At 68.8% G+C, this 22,589-nt stretch carries 18 protein-coding genes and 7 pseudogenes; 12 read left to right on the top strand and 13 right to left on the bottom strand.

The window, feature by feature from the left end; all coding sequences use genetic code 11:
- Nucleotides 1-18 precede the first annotated feature (18 nt).
- The 3 genes from OG505_RS14575 to OG505_RS14565 are packed head-to-tail and all read left to right on the top strand — an operon-like array spanning nt 19 to nt 2,379.
- On the top strand, nt 19-954 hold the full coding sequence (locus OG505_RS14575; RefSeq protein WP_328375638.1) for a TauD/TfdA family dioxygenase: 936 nt from the start codon (nt 19-21) through the stop codon (nt 952-954).
- 34 nt (nt 955-988) lie between these two features.
- The gene (locus tag OG505_RS14570; RefSeq protein ID WP_405433842.1) at nt 989-1,738 is read left to right on the top strand and encodes a thioesterase II family protein; all 750 of its coding nucleotides are present in this window, start codon (nt 989-991) and stop codon (nt 1,736-1,738) included.
- A 53-nt stretch (nt 1,739-1,791) separates the two neighbouring features.
- Entirely contained in the window at nt 1,792-2,379 is a 588-nt protein-coding gene (locus OG505_RS14565) for a hypothetical protein (protein WP_405434910.1), read from the top strand.
- A gap of 47 nt (nt 2,380-2,426) precedes the next feature.
- Here the strand turns inward: OG505_RS14565 and OG505_RS14560 are convergent.
- Nucleotides 2,427-2,570 (bottom strand): annotated as a pseudogene (locus tag OG505_RS14560) (transposase); the annotation flags it as partial.
- A gap of 37 nt (nt 2,571-2,607) precedes the next feature.
- Here OG505_RS14560 and OG505_RS14555 point away from each other — a divergent pair.
- The 3 genes from OG505_RS14555 (at nt 2,608) to OG505_RS14545 (ending at nt 3,760) form a co-directional block, all read left to right on the top strand.
- On the top strand, nt 2,608-2,793 hold the full coding sequence (locus OG505_RS14555) for a hypothetical protein (protein ID WP_405433841.1): 186 nt from the start codon (nt 2,608-2,610) through the stop codon (nt 2,791-2,793).
- A gap of 72 nt (nt 2,794-2,865) precedes the next feature.
- On the top strand, nt 2,866-3,504 hold the full coding sequence (locus OG505_RS14550) for a TMEM175 family protein (RefSeq protein WP_405433840.1): 639 nt from the start codon (nt 2,866-2,868) through the stop codon (nt 3,502-3,504).
- Nucleotides 3,455-3,760, top strand: a complete 306-nt coding sequence (locus OG505_RS14545; protein WP_405433839.1) for a DUF4352 domain-containing protein — start codon at nt 3,455-3,457, stop codon at nt 3,758-3,760. The genes OG505_RS14550 and OG505_RS14545 overlap by 50 nt, the downstream gene beginning before the upstream one ends.
- A 112-nt stretch (nt 3,761-3,872) precedes the next feature.
- Here OG505_RS14545 and OG505_RS14540 read toward each other — a convergent pair.
- The 6 genes and pseudogenes from OG505_RS14540 to OG505_RS14515 all read right to left on the bottom strand — a co-directional run.
- Nucleotides 3,873-4,694 (bottom strand): annotated as a pseudogene (locus tag OG505_RS14540) (IS5 family transposase); the annotation flags it as partial.
- A 109-nt stretch (nt 4,695-4,803) separates the two neighbouring features.
- A pseudogene (locus OG505_RS14535) lies at nt 4,804-6,230 on the bottom strand (NF041680 family putative transposase).
- Nucleotides 6,231-6,672: 442 nt separating this feature from the next.
- Nucleotides 6,673-9,396, bottom strand: coding sequence for an ATP-binding protein (locus OG505_RS14530; RefSeq protein WP_405433838.1), 2,724 nt, complete (start codon nt 9,394-9,396; stop codon nt 6,673-6,675).
- Nucleotides 9,397-9,602: 206 nt separating this feature from the next.
- Nucleotides 9,603-10,391, bottom strand: coding sequence for an IS21-like element helper ATPase IstB (gene istB, locus OG505_RS14525; protein ID WP_405433836.1), 789 nt, complete (start codon nt 10,389-10,391; stop codon nt 9,603-9,605).
- A pseudogene (gene istA, locus OG505_RS14520) lies at nt 10,391-11,881 on the bottom strand (IS21 family transposase). The gene istB and the pseudogene istA overlap by 1 nt, the downstream one beginning before the upstream one ends.
- Before the next feature lie 592 nt (nt 11,882-12,473).
- Nucleotides 12,474-13,103 carry a VOC family protein gene (locus OG505_RS14515; RefSeq protein WP_405433835.1) on the bottom strand — a complete coding sequence of 210 codons (630 nt, stop codon included), beginning with the start codon at nt 13,101-13,103 and terminating at the stop codon, nt 12,474-12,476.
- 528 nt (nt 13,104-13,631) lie between these two features.
- On the opposite strand from OG505_RS14515, the gene OG505_RS14510 reads away from it, so the two are divergent.
- The gene (locus OG505_RS14510; protein ID WP_405433834.1) at nt 13,632-15,002 is read left to right on the top strand and encodes a dihydrolipoyl dehydrogenase family protein; all 1,371 of its coding nucleotides are present in this window, start codon (nt 13,632-13,634) and stop codon (nt 15,000-15,002) included.
- Between the two features lie 597 nt (nt 15,003-15,599).
- Here OG505_RS14510 and OG505_RS14505 read toward each other — a convergent pair.
- Nucleotides 15,600-16,834 (bottom strand): IS3 family transposase gene (locus OG505_RS14505; RefSeq protein ID WP_405433833.1). Its coding sequence is split into 2 segments (ribosomal slippage): nt 15,600-16,555 and nt 16,555-16,834, totalling 1,236 coding nucleotides; the frame shifts between segments, so codons are not numbered across the junction.
- A gap of 48 nt (nt 16,835-16,882) precedes the next feature.
- Between OG505_RS14505 and OG505_RS14500 the strand changes: the two are divergent.
- A pseudogene (locus OG505_RS14500) lies at nt 16,883-17,218 on the top strand (transposase); the annotation flags it as partial.
- A gap of 99 nt (nt 17,219-17,317) precedes the next feature.
- Here the strand turns inward: OG505_RS14500 and OG505_RS14495 are convergent.
- Nucleotides 17,318-17,701: a WhiB family transcriptional regulator gene (locus tag OG505_RS14495; protein ID WP_405433832.1), complete on the bottom strand. Its 384-nt coding sequence runs from the start codon at nt 17,699-17,701 to the stop codon at nt 17,318-17,320.
- A gap of 133 nt (nt 17,702-17,834) precedes the next feature.
- Nucleotides 17,835-18,386 carry a hypothetical protein gene (locus OG505_RS14490; protein ID WP_405433831.1) on the bottom strand — a complete coding sequence of 184 codons (552 nt, stop codon included), beginning with the start codon at nt 18,384-18,386 and terminating at the stop codon, nt 17,835-17,837.
- Nucleotides 18,387-18,721: 335 nt separating this feature from the next.
- Here OG505_RS14490 and OG505_RS14485 point away from each other — a divergent pair, with 335 nt between their 5' ends.
- From OG505_RS14485 to OG505_RS14470, 4 genes and pseudogenes are all read left to right on the top strand, one after another.
- Nucleotides 18,722-18,979, top strand: a complete 258-nt coding sequence (locus OG505_RS14485) for an epoxide hydrolase N-terminal domain-containing protein (protein ID WP_405433830.1) — start codon at nt 18,722-18,724, stop codon at nt 18,977-18,979.
- 49 nt (nt 18,980-19,028) lie between these two features.
- On the top strand, nt 19,029-19,589 hold the full coding sequence (locus tag OG505_RS14480) for an NADPH-dependent FMN reductase (protein ID WP_405433829.1): 561 nt from the start codon (nt 19,029-19,031) through the stop codon (nt 19,587-19,589).
- A 226-nt stretch (nt 19,590-19,815) separates the two neighbouring features.
- Nucleotides 19,816-20,586 (top strand): hypothetical protein, encoded by a 771-nt coding sequence (locus tag OG505_RS14475; RefSeq protein WP_405433827.1) that lies wholly within the window; start codon nt 19,816-19,818, stop codon nt 20,584-20,586.
- A 462-nt stretch (nt 20,587-21,048) separates the two neighbouring features.
- Nucleotides 21,049-21,528 (top strand): annotated as a pseudogene (locus tag OG505_RS14470) (transposase); the annotation flags it as partial.
- Here the strand turns inward: OG505_RS14470 and OG505_RS14465 are convergent.
- From OG505_RS14465 to OG505_RS14455, 3 genes and pseudogenes are all read right to left on the bottom strand, one after another.
- Nucleotides 21,437-21,724: a hypothetical protein gene (locus tag OG505_RS14465; protein WP_405434501.1), complete on the bottom strand. Its 288-nt coding sequence runs from the start codon at nt 21,722-21,724 to the stop codon at nt 21,437-21,439. The pseudogene OG505_RS14470 and the gene OG505_RS14465 overlap by 92 nt on opposite strands.
- A gap of 206 nt (nt 21,725-21,930) precedes the next feature.
- A pseudogene (locus OG505_RS14460) lies at nt 21,931-22,230 on the bottom strand (IS3 family transposase); the annotation flags it as partial.
- Nucleotides 22,227-22,529: a transposase gene (locus tag OG505_RS14455; RefSeq protein WP_405433826.1), complete on the bottom strand. Its 303-nt coding sequence runs from the start codon at nt 22,527-22,529 to the stop codon at nt 22,227-22,229. The pseudogene OG505_RS14460 and the gene OG505_RS14455, both read right to left, overlap by 4 nt.
- Nucleotides 22,530-22,589: the final 60 nt, after the last annotated feature.

The following is a 22,589-nucleotide window of genomic DNA, read 5'->3' as shown; positions in this document are numbered from 1 at the left end:
CGTGGAGGAGACCGACCGATGAGCGAGCACGGCACGTGGCAGCCGCACGAGATCACACCCAGCAGCGCCGGATGCGCAGCCACCGTTGACGGGCTGATCGGCCATCTGCGGGAGCTGGACCTAACGGCGTTACTCACCACCGAGAAGGCGCTGGTGTTCCGGGGCTTCGGCGTCGAGCCGGGCGCGCTGGACCCGGTGATGGACATGGTGCTGCCCAACCGGCTCGCCTACGTGCATGGCAACTCGCCCCGCACCAAGGTCGGCCGCAACGTCTACACCTCGACGGAGTACCCGGCGCCGTACACCATCTCCATGCACAACGAACTGTCGTACGCCGCGCACTGGCCGGCCCGCTTGCTGTTCTACTGCCAGCTCGCCGCGCCGACCGGCGGTGCCACCCCGGTGGTCGACGCCCATCACTGGCTGGAGTCCCTCGACCCGGAGGTCCGCGCCGCCTTCGCGGGCGGGGTGTGCTACCAGCAGAACCTGCACGACGGCCTGGGGCTGGGCAAGAGCTGGCAGCAGACCTTTGAGACCGAGGACCGGGCGGAGGTCGAGGCGTTTCTCGACGGCACCGGGGCGACCTGGAAGTGGACCGCGGAAGGGCTGCGGGTGAGCCAGGTCCGCCCGGCCACCACCCGGCACCCCGTAACGGGGGTGGAGGTGTGGTTCAACCAGAGCGACCAGTGGCACCCGGCCGCTCTGGACGACGAGGTCGCTCGGGTGATGACCCAGGTGATGACGCAGGACGAACTGCCCCAGTCGGTCACCTTCGCCGACGGCAGCCCGATCCCCGACGAGTACGTGTTCCAGATCCGCGACCGAGGGCTGGACGCGGCGATCGACGTGGACTGGCGCGTCGGTGACCTGCTGCTGATCGACAACGTGCTGGTGGCGCACGGTCGGCGGCCCTACACCGGGAGCCGCCGCATCCTGGTGGCGATGTCGGACTGACCGGGCATCGGCCGGCGGGAGGAGAAATGTGGAGATGATAGGGGCCGAGGTACGCGGCCGGTGGCTGCGGACCTTCCGCCGAGCTGAGCGGTCCGACCTGCGGCTGGTCTGCTTCCCGCACGCCGGTGGGAACGCCAACGTGTTCCAACCCTGGGCGGGCCTGCTTGACGGCGCCACCGATCTGCTGGCGGTCTGCTACCCGGGTCGGCAGGACCGGCTGCTGGAGCCCTGCGTGGATCAGATGGACGTGCTCGCCGAGCGGATCAGTGACGTGCTCGTGCCGTACCTGGACCGGCCGATTGCATTCTTCGGCCACAGCCTGGGCGCGTCGGTGGCGTACGAGGTCACCCTGGTTCTGGAGTCCCGGTACGGGTTCACGCCGAGCGTGCTCTTCGTCTCGGGACACGGCGCGCCGCACGTCTGCCAGGTCGACCTCGATCCGGATCTCGCCGACGACGAATATCTGCTCGGCCGGATCGGCGCCCTGGGCGAGGTCGATCCGGTGCTGCTGCGGTCACCGAAGCTCCGCGAGCTGATCATGCCCTCGCTCCGGGGGGACCTGCGGATGCTCTACCGCCACCTGCCGCGGGAACCGGCGAAGGTCCGAGCCCCGATCGTCGCCTACCTGGGCACCGAGGACCCGACCTGCACCACGTCGACGGTGCGGGCCTGGGGGGAGTTGACTACCGGCTGCTTCGAGTTGGCGACGTTCCCCGGTGACCACTTCTATCTTGTGCCGGAACAGGAGCAGGTGGTCGCCGCGGTGACCGCCCGCCTGGGCTGACCGACGGACCACGCCCCAAGGGACGGTCGGCGATCAACTGGGCCCGGCGGGGTGTGATCGTCAACGCGGGTTCGCCCTACACCGACCGGCTCCGCGACCTCCTGGTCGACATGCTCCTCGCCGCCGGCGACACGCCGGGTGCCGTGCGGGTCCGGCGGGAGGAGTTCGCACGGCATCCCACCGCTGCCGGGTACCGATCGTTAATTGACACCGTGGAAACGGCTGGCGGCGACGATCCAGCGGCGTGGGCTCTGGGGATGCTGCGCGACCGGATCACCCAGCAGCCGGCGTACGCCTCCGAGTTGGTCGACGTGCTGCTGGCGGTGGGCCGTGACGACCAGGCCTGGGAGGAGGCCCTGCACCACCGGTGGTGGCTCGGCGGACCGCAGTGGCAGACCCTGCTGGCAAGGCGGGCCGCCACACATCCGGAGGAGGCCATACAGCCGTACCGGGACCTCGTCGAGCAGGCGATCCTCAACTCGGCCGACAAGCGGCGCTACCGGCGGGCCGTCGCGTTGCTCCCCGCCCTGCGAGCGGTGTACCAGGCCATTGGAGAACATGCGGCGTTTGGGCAGTACCTCGCGGAGTTGCGGGTCGAGCACAAGCGCCGGCCGACGTTCCTCAATCCCATCACTGGGTGACCGCATCTGAGCAGGGACCGTCGACCGCGTCCGGCGGCCTCGGCGGTCTTCGCGGCGCTGACCCAGTTCCGTAGCGCCTCATGGTTGACACCGAGTTCCTGACCGACCTCACGCAGTGACCGTCCCGACGAACGGACCAGATCAACAGCGTCCCTACGGAACTGCTCGGGGCACTTCGATGGACGTGGCACCAGGCCATCCTTCCCCAGACCACTGTCTGGGCTCAGGGTGACCGGTCTGCAGGGGGGAACCTCAATCACCGACCTGCACCTCGCCACTGGTCTGCTGCCGGACCTGACCGTCCGCAGCGCCGGTCGTCCGCAGCGCGGCCCCTGGCCGCTGCTCGTGAACACCGTCATCACTACCATCGTCCTCGGCGCCGCGTTTTTGCTGCGGCGCCGGACCTGTCCGTAGCAGCGTCTGTTGTGCTTGTCTCCTACCAGGTCGCGGTGGTGGCCGTGTGGTTGAGGGCGAAAGGATGGTTGTGTGGTGCGGACCAACCGACTGGAGGCGTTCAGTGATGGTGTGCTCGCCATCATCATCACGATCATGGTGCTGGGGCTCAAGGTCCCGGCAGGTCACGACCTCTCCGACCTCGTCCGCACGACCGGCACCGGGCTGCTGACCTATCTCCTCACCTTTGTCTATGTGGGCATCTACTGGAACAACCATCACCACATGTTCCACCTGGTGCGGCAGGTCAGCGGCGGGGTGCTGTGGGCGAACCTGGCGCTGCTGTTCTGCCTGTCGCTGTTTCCGTTGACGACGGCCTGGATCGACGACTCAAGGTTTGAACCGATCCCCGTAGGCATCTACGGTCTGAACCTGCTCAGCGCGGCCATCGCATACTTCGTGCTCCAGACGGTGATCATTCGGCAGCAGGGGCCGGGGTCGCCGCTGCGGCAGGCTGTCGGCGCCGACATCAAGGGCAAGGTTTCCCTGGTGCTCTACCTCGCCGGGATCCTCAGCGCCCTGCTGATCGACCGGAGTGGGCACATCGGAGTCGGGCTCGCCCTGGCCGGTTTCGTTACCGTGGCGGTCATGTGGGTCGTGCCCGACCGCCGCATCGACCGGGTTGTCCGCCAGCACGAGATCCCCGACCAGGGCGCTGCCAGAGCCAGCTAAGAACGTCACCAAGCACGCGCATTCATTCCATGCCGACGGCACCGCTCAGGACGGCTCCGGCCGGGAGTTCGAGGTCGACGGCGCGGCCGGGATCTACGGCAACACCGACGGGCAGGGCTTCCTCGACAAAATCATCCCCGGCAACGCGGTGAAGGCGAACGTCTACTTCGACGTTCCCAAGGGCACAAAGCTGAAGACGATCACGTTCAAGGCCGGCCTGTTCACCTTCGCCGACGACGCCGTCGTCACCCTCTGACCGGTGCCGGCCGTAGCGTCTGCGCAGAGCCCGACAGCGCGATTAGTTGTTCGGCGTTGATGCGTCGGGCGGCTTCGCGTTCGGTGGCGTTGCTCCAGCGGATCGCCTGACCTGCCAGACGCATCGTCATGAGTCGAATCATCGCGATCTTGATCATGGCTTCGGAGTTGGCGGTCAGCCGCTCGTAGTCCCAGGCCAGGCGCCGGTTACGGACCAGCCAGCCGAACGTTCTCTCCACGACCCACCTGCGCGGTAAGACCTTGAAGCCCTTGACGTCGTCGGTACGTTTCACGATCTCCAGCAGGATGCCCAGCTTGTCTTTCGCCCAGCTCGGCAGGCTGGCGTCGATGCTGTTGGTGTACCCGCCGTCGGCCCATACGAGGGCGATGGTGGTGAATGTCTCGGCGAGGCGTTGCAGGATCCGCCGGCCGCCGGGACGGTCGTTGACGGAGGCGGAGGTGACGATCACCACCAGGATCAGGCCCATCGTGTCGACGACTAGGTGCCTCTTGCGGCCCGTCGTCTTCTTGCCCATATCGAACCCGCGGCATTCGCCACCCTCGCTGGACTTGATCGACTGAGCGTCCAAGACCGCCGCGGTCGGCTCCGGCTCACGACCGGCCGCCACTCGCACCTGCCGGCGAAGCTCGTCGTGGATGCGGTCCCAGGTGCCGTTCTTCCGCCATGTCGTGAACCAGCGATGCGCCGCATCCGCCGGCGCCAGATCACGCGGCATCATCCGCCACGGACACCCCGACCGCAGCACATAGAAGATCGAGTCCAGGACCAGCCGATCGTTGTAGACCCGGGGTCGACCGCCTTTACCCAGGTCACGCACAGGCATCAGCGGGGCCAGGACCGCCCACATCGCGCCGGTCAAGCTCGACGGATAGACTTCGCGGGCATCATCCCCGCCGTATTCGCATTGGCACACACCACGCGATCATGGCGGGGATGATCCATTTGTCGAGGACCTGCCATCGATGTGTCTCGCCGTGACATCCGGTCCTCAACCAGTTACCCGACGCCCTCTCAGCTTGTGATTAAACCTTTTGTGGCTTGTTGTGGTTGGTTGCCGCGTTCTGGTGTTGGGTTTTGCCGACCGGCGGGTGTGCTCTGACGTGCTTGTTCCGGGAGCCTGGCGGGCGTCCCGGGCCTGGTCGGGTGGGTTTCGGTGCACTGGCCGGCTGGGCGAGTTTCGGGTGGAGGTTCGGAAATCCGCGCCGGACGCGGGCCGGGGTCAGCCGTCCGGATTTGGCCGGCGGACGCTCCCACGGGCGGCGCAGGTCGGTGGCCAGATCGCGGGCCAACCGTAGTTGGGTATGCACGGCAATGATCAGCCAGGTCCACCGGGTCGGCGGCCCGCGGATCCCGCACCCGGGGCCGGGTCCAGCCGAGGGTCTGCTTGAACAGCCTGAACGTGTGCTCCACATCGAAACGACGCAGATACGCCTGCCAGATTCGGTCCACCTCGGACGCGGTCAGCCCGGTCGCCGAGGCCCACAACCACACCGGTTTCGGATGCCGATCACCGGGCAGCCGGTCCACGCGGAGCCGGATGACGGTGCCCTCGATGATCGGCAACGGCCCCGCATGCTCGGTCCACCCGCCGCGCCGGGCCAGCCTCGGGTGGGCCCGATCCCACGCGTCGGCGAACGCCGCACCGTAACGGCTGGTCTCACCGACCGTGGCGACGGCAGGGTCACCGATGATCTGCCGGTTGGTCGAGGTCGAGGACCCCGCCGTGCCGGGCCGGGCGTCCGACCCGCCCCGGTACCGGGGCCTCGGCGGGTAAGTACAGGACCCGGTCCGAACACAGCTGCCCCACAAGATCCACAGGGAGATCGCGCAGCAACCATGCCAGACGGGTCACGTCGTAGCCGGCGTCGAACACGATCAGAATCCTCGGGTCGCCGTCACACCACCGCCCGTGCTCACGCAGCCGGGCGATGACCTCCCGAACCTGCCCGGCGGTTACCTCGGTGGCATCCTCGAGCGGCCCTATCCGCACCACATCCAGCACCGCAGTCCAGGACGAACGCCCGGTCTCCAACGCGGCGACAAACGAGTACGCCCAACCCGGAATCATCTGCGCAGCGTTACGGCCACGGCCATACACGTGGCAGAACGAGCGCGCCTCCGCAGTCGCGGCGTCCGGCCGCAACCACGGGCTGACATCGACCGTCAACACGATCCGGCCGTCGCGGTCACGCGGCAACGGCAACCCGACCAGCGCCCGCCGCAACCGGTCCACCTCGACAACGCCGCTGTTCACCGCGTCGTACAACGCGCCGTGACCACGACGATGCTCCGCCGCCAGGGACAACCCGACCAAACTGGTGACCGGCCCGTCGGTGCACAACACCGCATCGGCAAGCTCGAACAAGGCATCCGCCCGGCGACGCAGCGAGGCATAGAAGTCCTGCCGGAACTCCGACAACTCCCCGAACGCAGCACTCCGAACCGGCATCGTTCACACTGATGTTGTGTGTCATGGCTCCTTCGCAAGAACCATGATCACGCAAGGGCTGCCCTCATGATCGCCCTGGCCCGGCTGACCACCGCACACCGACCGAAACCAGGCGGCCCGACCACAGGCCACGAACCTCGCTGCCACCCCGAACGACCACGCCCAGAGCAAGCCGATCACGAAATCGGCGATTCCACCCTGCCCGAAACCACTCGAAATCGAATCTATTCAACCGCGACCATCACGAACCGCGTCGGTGGATCGAGGCTGAGTGAGTTCCGCGATGACGAGCCATCATTACGCAGCCACCGTCAGCGATCCGATACGCCCCCGGGACGTCGACAACGACAAGATCCCGTTGTCGTGATCGAATCGGTCGTGACCAGGGCGGACGGGGTTGTCGGCACCCACAGCGCTGCCGGCCTCCTGGATCGCCACCGGGTCACCGGTCGCGCAGGGCGGAGGCGAGTTCGCGGCGGGAGCTGATGCCCAGCTTGGTGAAGATCTTGCGCAGGTGCCATTCGACGGTACGCGGACTGAGGAACAGCACCGCGCCGATCTCCGGATTCGTACGCCCTGCCGCAGCCAGACGCGCTATCTGCGCCTCCTGGGGGGTCAGCTCCTTGCGTACCCCCAGGGTCCGCTTGCGCACCGTCTCGCCGGTGGCGGCCAGCTCTCGCGCAGCGCGCTCGGCAAAGGCCTCGGCACCCGTCGTGGTGAACGCCTCATGCGCGGCGCGCAGTTGGTCCCGCGCGTCGCCGCGCCGCCCCTTGCGGCGCAGCCATTCGCCGTAGAGCAGGCGGGCGCGCGCGGTCTGCATGCTCAGCCGCGTCGCGGAGAACTGCTCGATCGCTTCGCGGTAGTACTCCTCGGCGCGTTCGGGCGGCCCGGCGAGCGCGTCCGCGAGTGCGTGGGCGGCGCGCGCCCAGCTCGTGTCGACGACTTGGGTACGGGCGACGAGGCGGTCACGGGCCTGCACCGCGACGCTGTGCTCACCGGCGCGGACGGCGGCTTCGACCAGCTCCCCGAGCGTCCTCTGCACGACGGCGAGGTCCTCGTACCGGGCCCCCTCCAGCCCTGCCTCCAACGCGGCCGCGTACCGGCCGAGCCCGTTGAACAGCAACGCCCTGCTGTAGCTGGCGACGGCGTGCAACCACCCCAGGCCATGGGACTCGGCATCGCGTACCAACGCGTCGTTGAGTTCCAGCGCCGGCTCCTCGCGTCCCCGGTAGGCGGCCAGGATGACGGCGGGGGCCCGATGCGGGGACGAGCCGGTGACGTTGCCGAGGGCCTCGGCCTCGTCGAGCAGATCCGACGCGTCGGCGAAATGGCCGGTCTCGACCAGCGCGGTGGCGCGGTAGGAGAGCGCGTACGGCAGGAGCGACAGGATGCCGGTCTCGCGGGCGTACCCGACGGCCCGTTCGGTTTGGGTCTGGAACGCCGCGTCGTCCCACACCTCGTCACCGACCACCGAGGTCAGCCAGGCCAGGTCCACATCGTTGTCGGCGGTGACCGCGGTCAGGCCACGGGTGAACAGCGGCACCGCCGCCGCGTGCCCTTCCAACACCCATGCCGTCAGGCCGGCGAGGAGCAGACCGGCCGGTTCTTCGCCCGGCGCGACACCTCGAGCCGCCTCGGCCGCGCGGCGCAGGTCGTCGCCGCCGAGCCGCCCGGCTCTCACGGCCGCGCCGATCGCCGCAAGGTAGGTCTCCCGAGCCGCGGCCGGGTCGAGCGCCTCCAGGCGGCGCGCGGCCGCCAGCAGCGGCGGTACCGCCGCCCGTCCGGCGTTGACCGCGAACGCGGCCTTGGCGCGTAGCCGTTCCACTCCGGCCTGCTGGACTGGGTCCAGCGGACCCAGTTCGGCGGCGGCCAGCAGGTCCGGCACCTCGCCGAAGGCGCCAGCGGCGAATCGGGCCTCGGCGGCGGCCAGAGTACGCCCGGCACGCTTGGTGGGATTGGGGGTGAGCTCGGCCGCGCGGGTGAGGAATGCGGCGGCGGCCGCCCGGCCGCCACGGGCCATCGCCCGGTCGGCCGACTGCTCCAGTTCGGCGGCGACCTCTTCATCCGGTCCCAGCGCCGCGTGCGCCCGGTGCCAGGCACGCCGGTCCGGGTCCTGCTGGGGATCGGTCATCTCGGCCAGCGCCCGGTGCACAGCGCGCAGGTCGGTGGGCCCGGCGGAGCTCCGGCAGGCCGACCGGACCAGCGGGTGCCGGAACCGCACCCGGGTACCGATCTCGATCAGGCCCTCGACCTCCGCCGGTGCGGCGGCGTCCAGCCCGACACCCAGCCGCTCGACCGCGCGCCACAGCAGCGGCACGTCGCCGACCGGTTCGACCGCGGCGGTAAGCAGGAGCGTGCGGGTTTCCGAAGGCAGCCCGGCAATGCGCCGCTGGAAGCCCTGCTCCACCCGGCCCACCAGCGGCGTCGTGCTGCGCCCGCCGAAACCGAACGCCAGTTCCGCGGCCGTGAGACCACGCGGCAACTCAAGCAGGGCGAGCGGATTGCCGCGCGTCTCCGCGACGATCCGGTCGCGTACCCGGGAGTCCACCGGCCCGGGGAGCACGGAGTCCAGCAGGTCCCGGGCGTCCGCGTCGGCCAGGCCCTCGACACGCAACTCCGGCAGCCCGTCGAGGATCCCCTCGTCACCGGGGCTGCGCGCGCCGAAGACCAACGCGACCGACTCGGCATCCAGCCGCCGGGCGACGAAGGTGAGGATCAGCTCGGACATCCGGTCCAGCCACTGCACGTCGTCCACGACACAGACCAACGGCTGCTCCGACGCAGCCTCGGCGAACAGCCCCAGCACGGCCAGCCCGAGGATCAGCGCCTCCGGCGGCTCGCCGGCACTGAGCCCGAAGGCGGTGGCGAGCGCGGCGCGCTGCGGCCCGTACAGCCGGTCGAGGTGGCCCAGCAGCGGCGCACAGATCTGCTGCAGAGCAGCGTACGCGATCTCTGACTCGGGCTCCACTCCGGCCGCCCGTATCACGCGGCCCGCCGGTGCCTGCTCGGTCAGGTAGTCCAGCAGGGCTGTCTTGCCGGCTCCGGCCTCGCCGCGCAGGACGAGCACCCTGCTCTGCCCGGCGCGGACGTCACGCATCAGCCGGTCGAGCGTCTCCTGCTCCCTTCGACGCCCCCGCAACGCGGCAGTTTCGGTGTTGACGGGCACGTCACCAGCGCTCCTGATCCCGGACTCGACACTTAGGCCGAGCTGGTGACGTACGGGAACTCCCGTTCCGGGCTGAAAGCCACCAGGATCCGCCTTGCTGACGCCAGTCATTCTCGCTGGTCGAAGATGGACTGACAAGGTGTCAATGGCCATAGTGATGTCGCCACTGGTGGCCACCGAATGTCTCCACCGGTGGCCATGTCAGGTCATGATCGGCTCCTTGTGGTGCGGGTGCGGGCCTCCCGCATGCGGGAGGACTCGCCTTCGGTGACCACGACGGTGGCGTGGTGCAGCAGCCGGTCGAGCAGGCTGGTGGCGGTGACGTGTTCGGGGAGGAAGCGACCCCACTGCTCGAACGGCCAGTGGGAGGCGATGCCGAGGGCGCGGCGTTCGTAGGCGGCGGCGACGAACCGGAACAGCAGTTGGGTGCCGGTGTCGTCCAGGGGTGCGAAGCCGACCTCGTCCACGATGATCAAATCGTGGCGGAGCAGGGTGTCGATGACCCGGCCGACGGAGCTGTCGGCCAGGCCGCGGTAGAGCTGCTCGACGAGTTCAGCGGCGGTGAGGTAGCGGACCTTGTGCCCGGCGGCGACGGCGGCGTGGCCGAGTGCGGCGAGCAGGTGGGACTTGCCGGTGCCGGCGGGGCCGACGAGGCAGAGGTTCTCGGCCTTGCCGATCCATTCCAGGCCGGCGAGGTAGTCGAAGGTCGCCTGCGGCACCGAGGAGGCGGTGACCTTGAACTCCTCCAGGGTCTTGGTGACCGGGAACCCGGCGCCGCGTAGCCGGTTGCGTTGGTTGGACTCGTCGCGGGCGGCGACCTCGGCCTCGATGAGGGTGCGCAGCACCTCTTCCGGGGTCCAGCGTTGGATTTTCGCGGTGTGCAGCACGTCGGGCGCCAGTTGCCGCATGGTGGACAGCTTGAGGCGTTTCAGCGCCTCGGTCAGGTCCGCGGCGAGGGGCGCCGGGGCGGTCGCGGCTGGGGTGCGGGCGGGCATCAGGCCACCTCCCGCAGCCGGTCGGTGCGGTAGGCGTCCAGGCCCCGGGTCGGGCACCGCCGGCAGGGAACCTCGAGCGTGGCGCCGGGTGGTTGTGGGGTGGGCGCGGCCGGGCCGGCGGCCAGGATCGCCCGCACGTCCTCGACGGTGAACCGGCGGAATTGGATGGCCCGGTGCAGCGCTGTGGCTAGTGCGTCACGCCCGTGTGCTGCTTCGAGGGCGACGATACCGGCGATGTGGGTGGGCAGCCGCTGCGTGCCGGCTGCGGCGGCGGCGCGCAGGAACGCCTCCGCGTCGGCGCCGAGGGCCAGGAACTGCTGCTCGGCCGTGGTGCGTGGCCGCAGCGCCCGCTACGGCTTGCGGGCAGGCCGGTCGTAGTGCTCATCCATGATGGAGGTGCCCCCGGGCGGGACGAGGCGGTGCGAGGCCACGAGGGCCTGCTCGTGCCAGACCTCGATCCGGTCATCGACGGTGGCCACCTCGACCTGAGCGCCGACCAGACCGTGCGGCACCGAGTACCGCGCGGAGCCGATCCGCACCGTGGCCAGCTTGTCGACCTTGCGGGTCACACCGTGGCCCATGGCCGGGCGCAGCGACGGCAGCGCCCGCAGCACCTGGACCTCCTCGGCCAGCCGCTCATCCGGCACCGCCTGGATTTCCGTGTGGATGCGGGCGTTGACCTCGGCGCACCACACCAGCGCCGCGGTGTTGGCGACCGCCAGATCGCCGCCGAAGTCCTCGGCCGGCACCACCAGATCCGACTTCGCGACCCGGACGAGGGCCTCGACGGCTCCCTTGGACTCCGGGTCCCTGGCCTCGCAGAAGTCCGGCCGGAACCGGTAGTGCGCGGCGAAGCGCACGTACGCTGCGGTCGGCACGACCACGTTGGCGACCACGCCGCCCTTCAGGCAGCCCATCCGGTCGGCGAGGACCTCGGCCGGCACCCCACCGGCGGTCTCGAAGCATTCGGCGAGCAGCCGCAACGTCGTGTCCAACGATTCGTCGCGGGTGAAGCGCACGAACCGCCACCGCGACCACGGCAGGATCGCGGTGAACAGCTTCAGACCGCGGTTCGGGCCCTTGGTGACGGTGCCGTAGTCGATGAGCAGATGCCCACCCGGCTCCGGCGTCCAGGGCCGATACACCCGCCGCGCCCGCTTCCACGTGGCTTTCTGCGCCGCGACCGCCCGCCGCAACGTGCGCGCCGACCCCGTGTAGCCGGCCGCGCGGACCACCGGCAGCAGCCGCTTCGCGGTGATCCGCCCATCCGTCGCCTTCACCTTCGCGGAGATCAGATCGGTGAACGGATCGGCCAGCCCCGGCGCCGGCGCCGGGGCCCGCCGCCGACCCGGCCGCTGCCCCGCCACACGGCGATCCAGCACCCGCTTCACCGTCTTGTGGGTCGTGCCGCAGAGAGCTGCCGCGGCCCGCAGGCTGCCGGTCTCCTCGTAGGCGTTGATGATGTCCAACTCCTGCCTCGCAGTCTTCAATAGAGGGGTCCTTCGGGGCTTGCTGACGTGCTGGTTGGCACCCAGTCTCACGGCCCCGAAGGACCCTCAAAAGATCAACTAATCCCCTGCGAGGTGGGGACTTTCACTGGCCACGAGCGGAGACATTGCCACGGCCACGGACAGCAGGTGGTGGCCAGCGAAGGCGGTCCGGTCGGCTTGCACGGTGGAGGGCCGCCCTGAGCACCCGGCTGGGCCGCCACCGCATCGACAACGCTCATCGCCAGCACCGCGGTATTTCGTAGATTCTCAGAGACGCTTCCTCAAGGCCTCCACGTTCATCACGGGCCCCGACGGCGCGATCGAGCTGCCGTGGCCGGGCCGTCGCTTCGACCACGAGCCCGAGCTGGGCGTGACATCGGCCGCACAACCGCGCGCGTGTCCGGGGCCGAAGCTCTGGATCACGTCTTCGGCTACACGCCGCGGCAGGGGCCTCCCGCGTGGCGGTGTGTGCAGGCGGATCAGCGAGGTGGCCGGGGTGCGTCGTCCCTCGCGCTGGCGGCCACCTCGTCGGTCTCCGCCAACCGGCCACCGAGGGCGGGCGAGAAATCATGCCGCCTCGGTGGACTGTCGGTCACTCCGGGAGCTGCTCGCCGTGGTTTTCGGCGACCATGTACGCCGCGTACCACTCCGGCCAGTTCTCGTCGCGCTCACCGCCGTTGCGAACCTCGTGCTCGCCGTGCGCGGCCGCCGCCCGCTTGAGCGCACCGACCAGGTCGCTCAGCGACGCGTACTCGATCGCGCCCGTATCCACGCGACCGGGGATCCGCGTGGTGACCTCCTGGAGCAGGAAGCTGTTGCCGTCGGGGTCACGGAAGGTGGCGAAGGACCCGTAGCTGGCGCGGTCCTTCGCCGGTCCGCCGGTCTGTCCGTCGGCGATCTGACCGAACTGGGCGCCCGGGGCGTCGGGGTGGAACACGTCGCTGACGTCCACGCCCAGGCTCACGAGCTCGTCGTGCGCGGCCTGGATGTCCGAGACCACCAGGTAGATGCCCTCGGCGGTGCCCGGGGCCTGCGCGGTGATCCTGCTGCCGAACTGGATCGACGCCGGCGATCCCGGAGGCGTGAACTGAACGACCCGGAAGCCGTTGTCGAAGCCGAAGTCGGCGTCGAGACGCCAGCCCAGGTCATCGTAGAACCTCTTCGACCGATCGACGTCGCTCACCGGGATCACCACGGCCTCGAGCTTGAGATCGGTTTTCATGACGATGGTATCGGTCTCGGTACTCGTTGCAGTGTCGTTCATGAGTCTCCTTCGTCTGCGCCAGCAGGTTGCGGTCATCGCCGATGATTGCTCCGGCGGCCACCTGGTCACACCAGGGAGAGACCCTGGTCTCCATTGGCGGACCCCCGGGCACCGGACGAATCGGACACGCACGGGCGAGGTCAAATCCCTGCCGGCCAGGGACCTCGTCCAGCGTCGGCGCCGCCTGCTTGGCGCACGGGTGATGCCCGCCGTCCAGGACCAGGGTTCTGCCCCGTAGGCCCACGGGCGCGATCGGGGGGATAGCGGCGCGATGGTGAGGGCAGCGCACGCTCGTGCGCGGTGAGGCGAGGAGACCGGCATGACCAGATCACCACGATTCGGCGTCCGGGCCCGACCCGCTCGGCCCGCGAGAAGCAAGGGACTGATGGTTGTGGCCGACGGCGGCCTGATGCGCACGGCTGCCGGCGGTCGCTCCAGTCTGCCGGAACAGGCGACGCGTCCGGGCCTGAATGGGTGGCTGCGTCCATGAGCGATGCGATCGACTGCGATGTCGTTGTCGTGGGCCTAGGCCCAGGTGGGGAACACGTGGCCGGCAGCCTGGCCAAGGCCGGTCTGCAGGTGGTCGGGGTCGACCAGCGGCTGGTTGGCGGTGAGTGTCCCTACTACGGCTGCATCCCGACCAAGATGATGGTCACCGCGGCCGAGAAGCTCCGCGAGGGCCGGCTGGTGGGGCGCTACGCAGGTAAGTCGGTGGTGACTCCGGACTGGAAGCCGGTCGCGGACCGGATCCGCAACGAGGCCACCGATGACTGGAACGACCAGGTGGCGGTGGACCGCCTGGTCGACGCCGGCGCCATCTTCGCCCGTGGACGCGGCCGGATCACCGCGCCAAGCACGGTCACCGTCACCGGTCTCGACGGCTCGATCACGTCGTACGTCGCCCGGCGCGGGATCGTGCTGAACACCGGCACCTCCCCCGCCGCGCCACCGGTACCCGGCCTCGCCGAAACGCCGTATTCGACCAACCGGGACATGGTCCAGCTGACCGAGCTCCCAGCCTCACTCGCGATCCTGGGCGGTGGTGCGATCGGGTGCGAGCTGGCCCAGGTGTTCGCGACCTTCGGGGTCGAGGTGACCGTTATCGAGGCATCCCCGCGGATCCTGGCGATGGAGGAGCCAGAAGCCTCCGAGGCGGTGCAAATAGCGTTCAACGCAGCCGGCATCACCGTGCTCGCCGGCGCGCGGGCCCAGCAGGTCGAGCACGGCCCCAACGGGTTCCGGGTCGTGCTCGCCGACGGCACCGTCACCGCCGAGCAACTGCTGGTCGCGGCCGGCCGGCGCAACAACCTGCAGGACCTTGGCCTGGAGCACCTCGGTCTCGACCCCGAGACGCGGGTGCTCGACCCGGACGAGCGAATGCGGGTGGCCGAGGATGTCTGGGCGATCGGCGACATCACCGGCAAGGGCGCGTTCACCCACATGTCGATGTACCAGGCGGACGTGGTGATCCGGGACCTGACCGGGGTGGACGGCCCGTGGGCGGACTACCGCGCAGTCGGCCGAGTCACCTTCACCGCGCCCGAGGTGGGCTCGGTGGGGCTCAGCGAGGCGGCCGCACGGCAACGGGGCGTCAACGTCAGGACGGCGACCGGCGACCTGGGCAGCCGCGGCTGGATCGCCGAGGAGCCCGGCCCGATCAAGCTGGTCGCGGACGCCGACAAGGCCGTGCTGATCGGCGGCACCGTGGTCGGCAGCATGGGCGGCGAGGTGCTCTCCGCGATCGTCACCGCGATCCACGCCGAGGTCCCGATCAGCACGCTAGCGAACATGCATTTCGCGTACCCGACCTTCCACCGCGCGCTGCAGCCGGTTCTCCGTGAGCTCGTCCAGTCATAATGAAGGGCCGGCTCCAGTTCTGCTCGTGGTGGTTGATCTCGTGGGTCATCCACGCTGAGGCGGATGGGCCACACCGGAAAGGAGCCAGTCGCCATGGATAGCATGACGCAGGTGGACGGTCCGATCCGTCTCGGATTGGACGTGGCCATCCGGTCGGACCCGACGCACGTCCCGGACTGGACCAGGACCCGCTGATCCCAGGTCTCTGTAGTAGGGCACGACCGTGCGGATGCACGGCTTGTCGATGGTGGCACGTCTCGGAGCTGGTCGTCGGACGTCGGCCAGGTAGACGGTGATGGTGGGCTGTCCGGTCGCGGTCCCAGATGCGGATCTGCTCCCGCAGCGCATCGGCGAGCTGTTGGCCAGTGGGGTCCGCGGCCACGGCCTTGATCAATATTTACTTCGGCCTGAGTAGATCGACGGCTGTCGGCGTTTCCGGCTGTGCCGGACACGCCTGGCTGCCACGATGACGGTGACGGTGACAGGAGTCTGGCACGCAAGGGATTACGGTCATGCTGCGGACGCGGAACGTGCCGCCGTCGTTATGGGAGTCGGTGCTGCCGGAGGTGTCAAGCCCCGGGTTTGATGGAGAGTTGGTTAGCTGGTTTTCAGGGGTGCATTGACCGGGTGGGTCATCGCGTGTAGCGCCTCGTACTCGGCGGGTGGGACGTGGCCGAGTTCGCCGTGCAGCCTGCGGTTGTTGTACCAGTCGATGTACTCGACGGTGGCCATCTCCAGGTCGTCGAGCCCGCGCCACGGGCCCTTGTTGCGGACGAGTTCGGCCTTGTACAGGGAGTTGAACGCTTCGGCCATCGCGTTGTCGTACGAGTCGCCCTTGGCGCCGACCGAGGCGACAGCGCCGGCCTCGGCGAGCCGCTGGGTGTAGCGGATCGCTCGATACTGGACTCCCCGGTCGGAATGATGGATGAGTCCGCCCAGGTCAGCGTCTTGATTCTCGCGCCGCCAGATCGCCATCTTCAACGCGTCGAGAGCCAGATCCGTGTAGAGCGACGTCGACACCTGCCAGCCGACGATCATGCGGGAGTACACGTCGAGGACGAACGCGGCGTACACCCATCCCACGCTGGTTCGCACGTAGGTCAGATCCGCGACCCACAGCTGGTTCGGCTGTACGGCGGTGAAGTCACGTTTGACCAGGTCAGCAGGACGGCTGGTCTCGGCCGCCGGGCGGGTTGTGCGCGGCGACTTGTCGCGCAGCAGCCCGCGCAGCCCGGACTCGCGCATCAGCCGCTCGACGGTGCACCGGGCCGCCTTGATGTCCTGGCGGTGCAGCTCGTGCCAGATCTTGCGTGCCCCGTAGACGCCGTAGTTCTCCGCGTGGATCCGCTCAATCATCGCGGTCAGCTCCTCATCGCGCCGTGACCGGGCCGAGGCCGAGCGGGTCTTGGCGGCGTAGTAGGTCGACGGTGCGATCTGTGCCGGCGTGCCTTCGAGCGCCTGCAGGACCGGCTGGACACCGTGTCGCTCCCGCTGGGAGTCGACGAACTCGACCTTCATCGCGACGGACGGTCCAACTCCGCCGCGAAGAAAGACGCCGCAGACTTCAGGATCTGGTTCGCCCGCCGCAGCTCACGCACCTCCCGTTCCAACGCGGCGAGGCGTTCCGCGTCGCTGCTGGTGGTGCCCGGCCGATCGCCGGCGTCGGTCTCGGCCTTCTTCACCCACGTGCGCAACGCCTCCGGGTGAACCCCGAGCTGACCGGCGATCCGACGGATCGCTCCGACCGCGGACGCCGGCTCCCGGCGGGCCTCGACCGCCAACCGGGTCGCACGCTCACGCAGCTCATCGTTGTACTTCTTCGGTGCGGGCATCGCTGGTGTTCCTCCCAGGTTTCGATGTCTCCATCAAACCCGGTGCGGAACACGGCGACCCGCCTGGTCAGCCTGCACGATCCCGACGCCCGCCCGATCGCGAAAGGCCGACTGGGCGGGCCCGTCGAGTTCGGCTACAAGGCGCAGGTCGTCGACAATGAGGACGGCATCGTCCTGGACCACACCGTCGAGGCAGGCAATCCACCGGACGGCCCGCAACTGGCGCCCGCGGTCGACCGGATCACCGACCGCACCGGACGACCGCCGGGTGCGGTGGCCACGGACCGCGGCTACGGCGAGGCCGGCGTCGAACAGGATCTGCACGACGCCGGCATGAAAACCGTGGCGATACCCCGCAACGGCAGACCCGGCACCGCCCGCTAGGCCCACGAGCGACAACCGGGTTAGCGGTTCGCCCGGTTGGCGCTGGCTCAGCCACCCGGGCGACACGTCGCTGGGGGAACGAATCAGGGCACGCGGGTGTCAACGGCGCTGACTGGCGGCGGGACGGCGTCGCAGGAGTGCAGCCCGTTGCTGCTCGGTCATGCCACCCCAGATGCCGTACGTTTCGCGGTTACTTATGGCGTACCGCCGGCACCTGGCACGGATAGGACATTGCGCGCACACCAGCAGCGCCCGCGCCTCGGCCACCCTGTCATTCGGCAGCGGATAGAAAACGTCTACGTCAATCCCGCGGCACGCGGCCCGCTCCCACCAGTCTTCGCGGGCGCCGAGCAGCGTCCGGCAGTCCGCGTCCGCCAAGAAGAACGGCCCGGGCAGGGGGCTCCCGGTCCGACCGCCCACCTGGGTGGCCGTACCAGAGGTCGAGCTTCGCGCGACCCGACCCGATAGCAATGACAGCGTCATCTTGAGCTCTCCCTCGTTAGCCGGGACCGACGTGCCCAGCGGTGGCCTGTTGTAGGGGGGGCAGCGCGGGCGCTGCGGGCAAACTCCGTATCTACGACCACGGATCCTCTCGTTCTGATGTCAGGGGCCGGCATCACCGCCGCCTGCGGAAAGCGTGACGTCCGGGTGAGTGAAACGGTCCAAGCACGAATCCGTTCGAGCCGTCGTCAACGGTGGCGACGTACTGGTGGCGCCGCCATCCGCTGCACCTCGCCAGGACCGATACGGTCCACGATTGGCAATAGTCGGCGGCCGACTTCGCGACATGGAGCTGACGACTGAGCGGGGCACCGCACCGGATGCATTTCGAGTCCGCCGCGACGACCTCGTAGATGAGTTGGATCAACGACAAATCGAGGGCGGTGAGCTCGGGGCGCCGTCCGAAGAGGGTACGAGAGGCGGGTACAGCCTCGTGACTGCAGGTCGCTGGAGCGAACGAACTACCGAGCGCCAACCAATGCGCCCAAAACGCCACAAACAACTCCATGATCTCCTCCGCTATTGACTGCACCGGCGTGAGGTTGGCGAGTTTCATCTCCACGATCTGAACTCTTCGCTCTCCCCAGAGCCGGCGCAGATCGATGCCGACCTGACCACGCTCGCGCGGCTCACGGCCCTTTCGCCCCAGGGAGACTCCCTGGTCCATGCCGGGTCCTGGCGACAGTCGGCAAGGCGGCGCGACCGGAGGAGTTCTCCGCCGTAACGGGCGAGCCGTTGCGCCGCGATCGCCGGCTTCGTAAGTCCGCGCGGTCAGCGTCGTCAGCGAAGCCCTGGTTTGCGCCTTCGCAGGCCCGTGGATGGGCCAGGGATTCTCACGGGCGCGACGCGCCTGGCATCAGCGGCATCGTTCAATCGCGATGCGATGGGTGTACGGCACGTCGAGAAGAGGGGAAGCGTTCCATCACACGAGCCACGGGGATTTGGTTGTCACTTGCAAGCAAGAGAAGGAGTTCCTGATGACCAAGCGCGTCCTCCGGCTCCGTGAAGCAGATCAACGGTGTCCGCCCCTTCCGCATCGAGGTCGCGCAAAAGGAGATCAACGAGCTGCGGCAGCGGGTGAAGATGACGCGCTGGCCGGATAAGGAGACCGTCGTCGACCGGTCCCAGGGTGTTCAGCTGGCACAGCTCCGCCCGCTCGTCGAGTACTGGGGCACTCGCTGCGATTGGCGCAAGGTCGAGGCGAAGCTCAACGCGCTGCCGCAGTTCATCACCAAGATCGACGGGCTGGACATTCGGTGACACGTCACCCTTCCACGGTGGCGCCCCCTTCAAGAAGAGGAAGCTAGGAATGATCAAGGTCGGAATCATCCTTGGGAGCACCCGCCCGGGCCGGAACGGCGAGGCCGTGGCCAAGTGGGTCTACGACATCGCGAGCCGGCGCGCGGACGCGGAGTTCGAGCTGGTCGACCTGCTCGACTACAACCTGCCGCACCTGGACGAGGCCGCACCGCCGTCGATGGGCCAGTACGCGAACGAGCACACCAAGCAGTGGGCAGCCAAGATCGCCGAGTTCGACGCGTACATCTTCGTGACGCCGGAGTACAACCACTCAACCAGTGGCGCACTCAAGAACGCGATCGACTTCCTCTACACCGAGTGGAACAACAAGGCGGCGGGCTTCGTCAGCTACGGCTCGGCGGGCGGCACGCGCGCGGTCGAGCACCTGCGGCTCATCGCCGGCGAGCTGCAGATCGCCGATGTGCGCGCCCAGGTCGCGCTGTCGCTGTTCTCGGACTTCGAGAACTACAGTGTCTTCAAGCCCGGCCCGCAGCACGAGGCCACGTTGAACACTGTCCTCGACCAGACGGTGACTTGGGGCAAGGCTCTCGCCACGGTCCGCAGAGGCTGATCGACTCGCTCATTCCTGGCCGGCCGGAGTTCCGAGGGAGGGTTCCGGCCGGCCTTTTCCTTCATCGGTACGCCCAGTGCCGAGGGGCCGAACCCTCATCTCTTACGCAGCACCGCATCAAGAAGCTCTACCTACATCAAGCTCCTCTCTGCGTTCGTGACACACGTGGATTCAGGCTTAGATGGTTTCTAGAATCGGCCGGAAATCCCTTTAACAGAGGTGTGCCATGCCTGATGAAATGACGTGCGCCGACTGCGTCGGCCAGCTTACCCACCACCAGACGGGCGTACTCGCCGAACCGATCCGAACCGTCGTCGACGAGCACCTCGCTGGCTGCCCGGACTGCGCAGCCTTCGCCGAACAGCTGATCGCGACCGACACTCTCCTGCAGAGCGTGCCGCGGCCGGTATCCCGATCCGGGCTCGCGCCGGGCAACCATGCACCGGCTGTGCTCAGCGCGCTGCAGCAACTCGCCGACTCGCTCGATCGTGCCCGCGCCGACGACCTGGTCCAGGACGTGCTGACCGAGGCGCTGGCCGTAGGCGAGGACCTGGACCTGGAGATCCTGACACGTGCGCTGGTCGACCGGGTGCTGGCGGATGGGGCGGACGAACGGCAGGTCAGCGCTTTCGCCGTCGCGGACCGCACCCAGCAACTCGATGTCGACGCCGACACACCCGACCTGTTCTACCCGCAGTTCTATCTCGACGGCCCTGACCTCGGCGGATTCATCACCTCGCCCAACATCTGGGGCGGCGACAACCAACTGTTGGGCCCGGAGGACGATCTCGTCACCGCCGAACTGCTAGACCAGGTCAACGAGGCCCTCGACAAGCTGCCCCCACCGGCAGGGCCACTCGCTCAGCTCGTCCTGCTCGATGGTATGCCGATCACCGCGGCCGCCGCCGCGATGCGTCTGAGCCCGCACGAAGCGGCGAGCGCCCTGCACCTGGCGCGGATCCGCCTGCGAGCCGCGGTCGCCACCACACTGTCCTGAACGCTGTGCGAGTACCGTCGCGTCGGACACGCGCCAGAGGAGCCAACTCGATGTATCGACCCGTGCACGCGCAGGTCGATCTGCCCGCCCTCGACCACGAGGTGCTGCGCTTCTGGCCTCGCCCGTTCAGACCGAAATTGATGCATCGAGGGTGATAAGGGAAAGGTGCGCCTGACCTGTCAGGATGTGAGTGTCTACGTCATATCCACATCAGAATCGGGTGCACCTTTCTGGTGAGCAAGGGTAGCGGGTGGGATCAGCGGCTGCAGGTGGCGGCGGGTGGGAAGGGTTTGGTTGGGCATGCGGGTGCGGTCTTGCTGCGCCGGTGCGCGGACCGGACCGACCTGACTGGGGCGTTGAACGCGGTGCTGCCGCGGGGTGCGGGGCCGGGGTGGTGGGTGGTGGGACCGGGGCACGGTCCTGGTCTGCCTGGCGACCGCGATCGTGCTCGGCGGGGCCAGCATGTCCGACATCGGGCTACTGGCTAATCGGGGGCTCGTGTTCGGCGGTCCGCCGTCGGAAGCGACCGTCCGCCGGGCCCTGGCCGGGCTGGACGAGACCGCCCTGCGTCGGATCGCCAAGGCGAGGGCGAAGGTCCGCGTTCGGGTGTGGGACCTGCTTTCCCGCCGGCCGCAGGGCTTCCCGTGGCTGTGCGTGGCCGGCAAGCTGCTGTCGGGGTGGGTGGTCATCGACATGGACGCCACTCTGATCACCGCTCACTCCGACAAGCAGGGCGCGGCGGCCACGTTCAAGAAGGGATACGGGTTCCACCCGCTGGGGGCGTGGTGTGCCAACACGTCGGAGAGTCTGGCCATGCTGCTGTGGCCGGGTAACGCCGGCTCGAACATGGTCACCGACCACATCCGCGTGCTGGGTGAGGCGATCGCCCAGCTGCCGGTGGCATACCGGCGCAGGATCCTCGTGCGGGTCGACGGGGCCGGCGCCACCCACGACCGGACCCACGCTCCGAGTCGCCCTTGGACCCGACCGAGGCGACGGCACCGGCCTCGGCGAGCCGCTGGCTGTAGCGAATCGCTCGATACTGGGCGAGGCGGTCGGAGTGGAAGATCGCTTTCGGGTCGGCCAGGCCGCGTCGGTGGGCGAGGGTGACGGCGTCGCAGACGAGTTGCGCGCGCATGTGCCCGGCCATGGCGTGGCCGACGACTTCGCGGGTGTGCAGGTCGATGTGGTCGCCAGGTAGAGCCAGCCCTCGGCGGTGGGTAGGTAGGTGATGTCTCCGACGAGGCGTTGTCCGGGGGCGTCGGCGGTGAAGTCCCGCCCGATCAGGTCCGGCGCTGGCGCGGCCGTGGCGTCTTGCCGGGTCAGGCTGCGGCGTCGGCGACGGGTGATCCCGACGATGCCGCGTTCGCGCATGACCCGCTCGACCCGCTTGCGGTTGACCCGCCGGCCACGGCGGCGCAGTTCGACCGTCACCCGCGGGGAGCCGTAGGCGCCGCGGTGCCCGCCGTGGATCGCGGTGATCTCGGCGGTGAGTTGGTCCTCGGCCGCGGCGCGCTGCTCGCGGGCCGGTTGGGCGGCCAGCCACTCGTAGAAGCCGGGACGTCGTACCGCCAGGACGTGGCACAGCCGCTGCACGCCGTAGTTGGCGCGGTGTTCGGAGATGAACCGGTAGCGGAGGGTCATCGACCCATCTCCTTGGCAAAATAGGCGGCCGCCTTACGGAGGATCTCCTTCTCGACCTCCAACTCGGCGACCTTCTTCCGCAGCCGACGCAGTTCCTCGCGCTCGTCGGCGCTCACCGGCTCCTCGCCGCGACCGCGACCAGCGGCCTCGGCGGTCTTCGCGGCGTTGACCCAGTTCCGCAGCGTCTCATGGTTGACGCCGAGTTCCTGACCGACCTCACGCAGCGACCGGCCCGACGAACGGACCAGATCAACAGCGTCCCTACGGAACTGCTCAGGGTACTTCGATGGACGTGGCACCAGGCCATCCTTCCCCAGACCACTGTCTGGGCTCAGGGTGTCCGGTCCGCAGGTGGAACC

This window comes from Micromonospora sp. NBC_00617 (assembly GCF_045161355.1).
Classification (GTDB): Bacteria; Actinomycetota; Actinomycetes; order Mycobacteriales; family Micromonosporaceae; genus Micromonospora.
The sequence above is the reverse complement of the archived record's forward strand: the minus strand, read 5'-3'. Positions and strand labels throughout refer to the sequence as shown.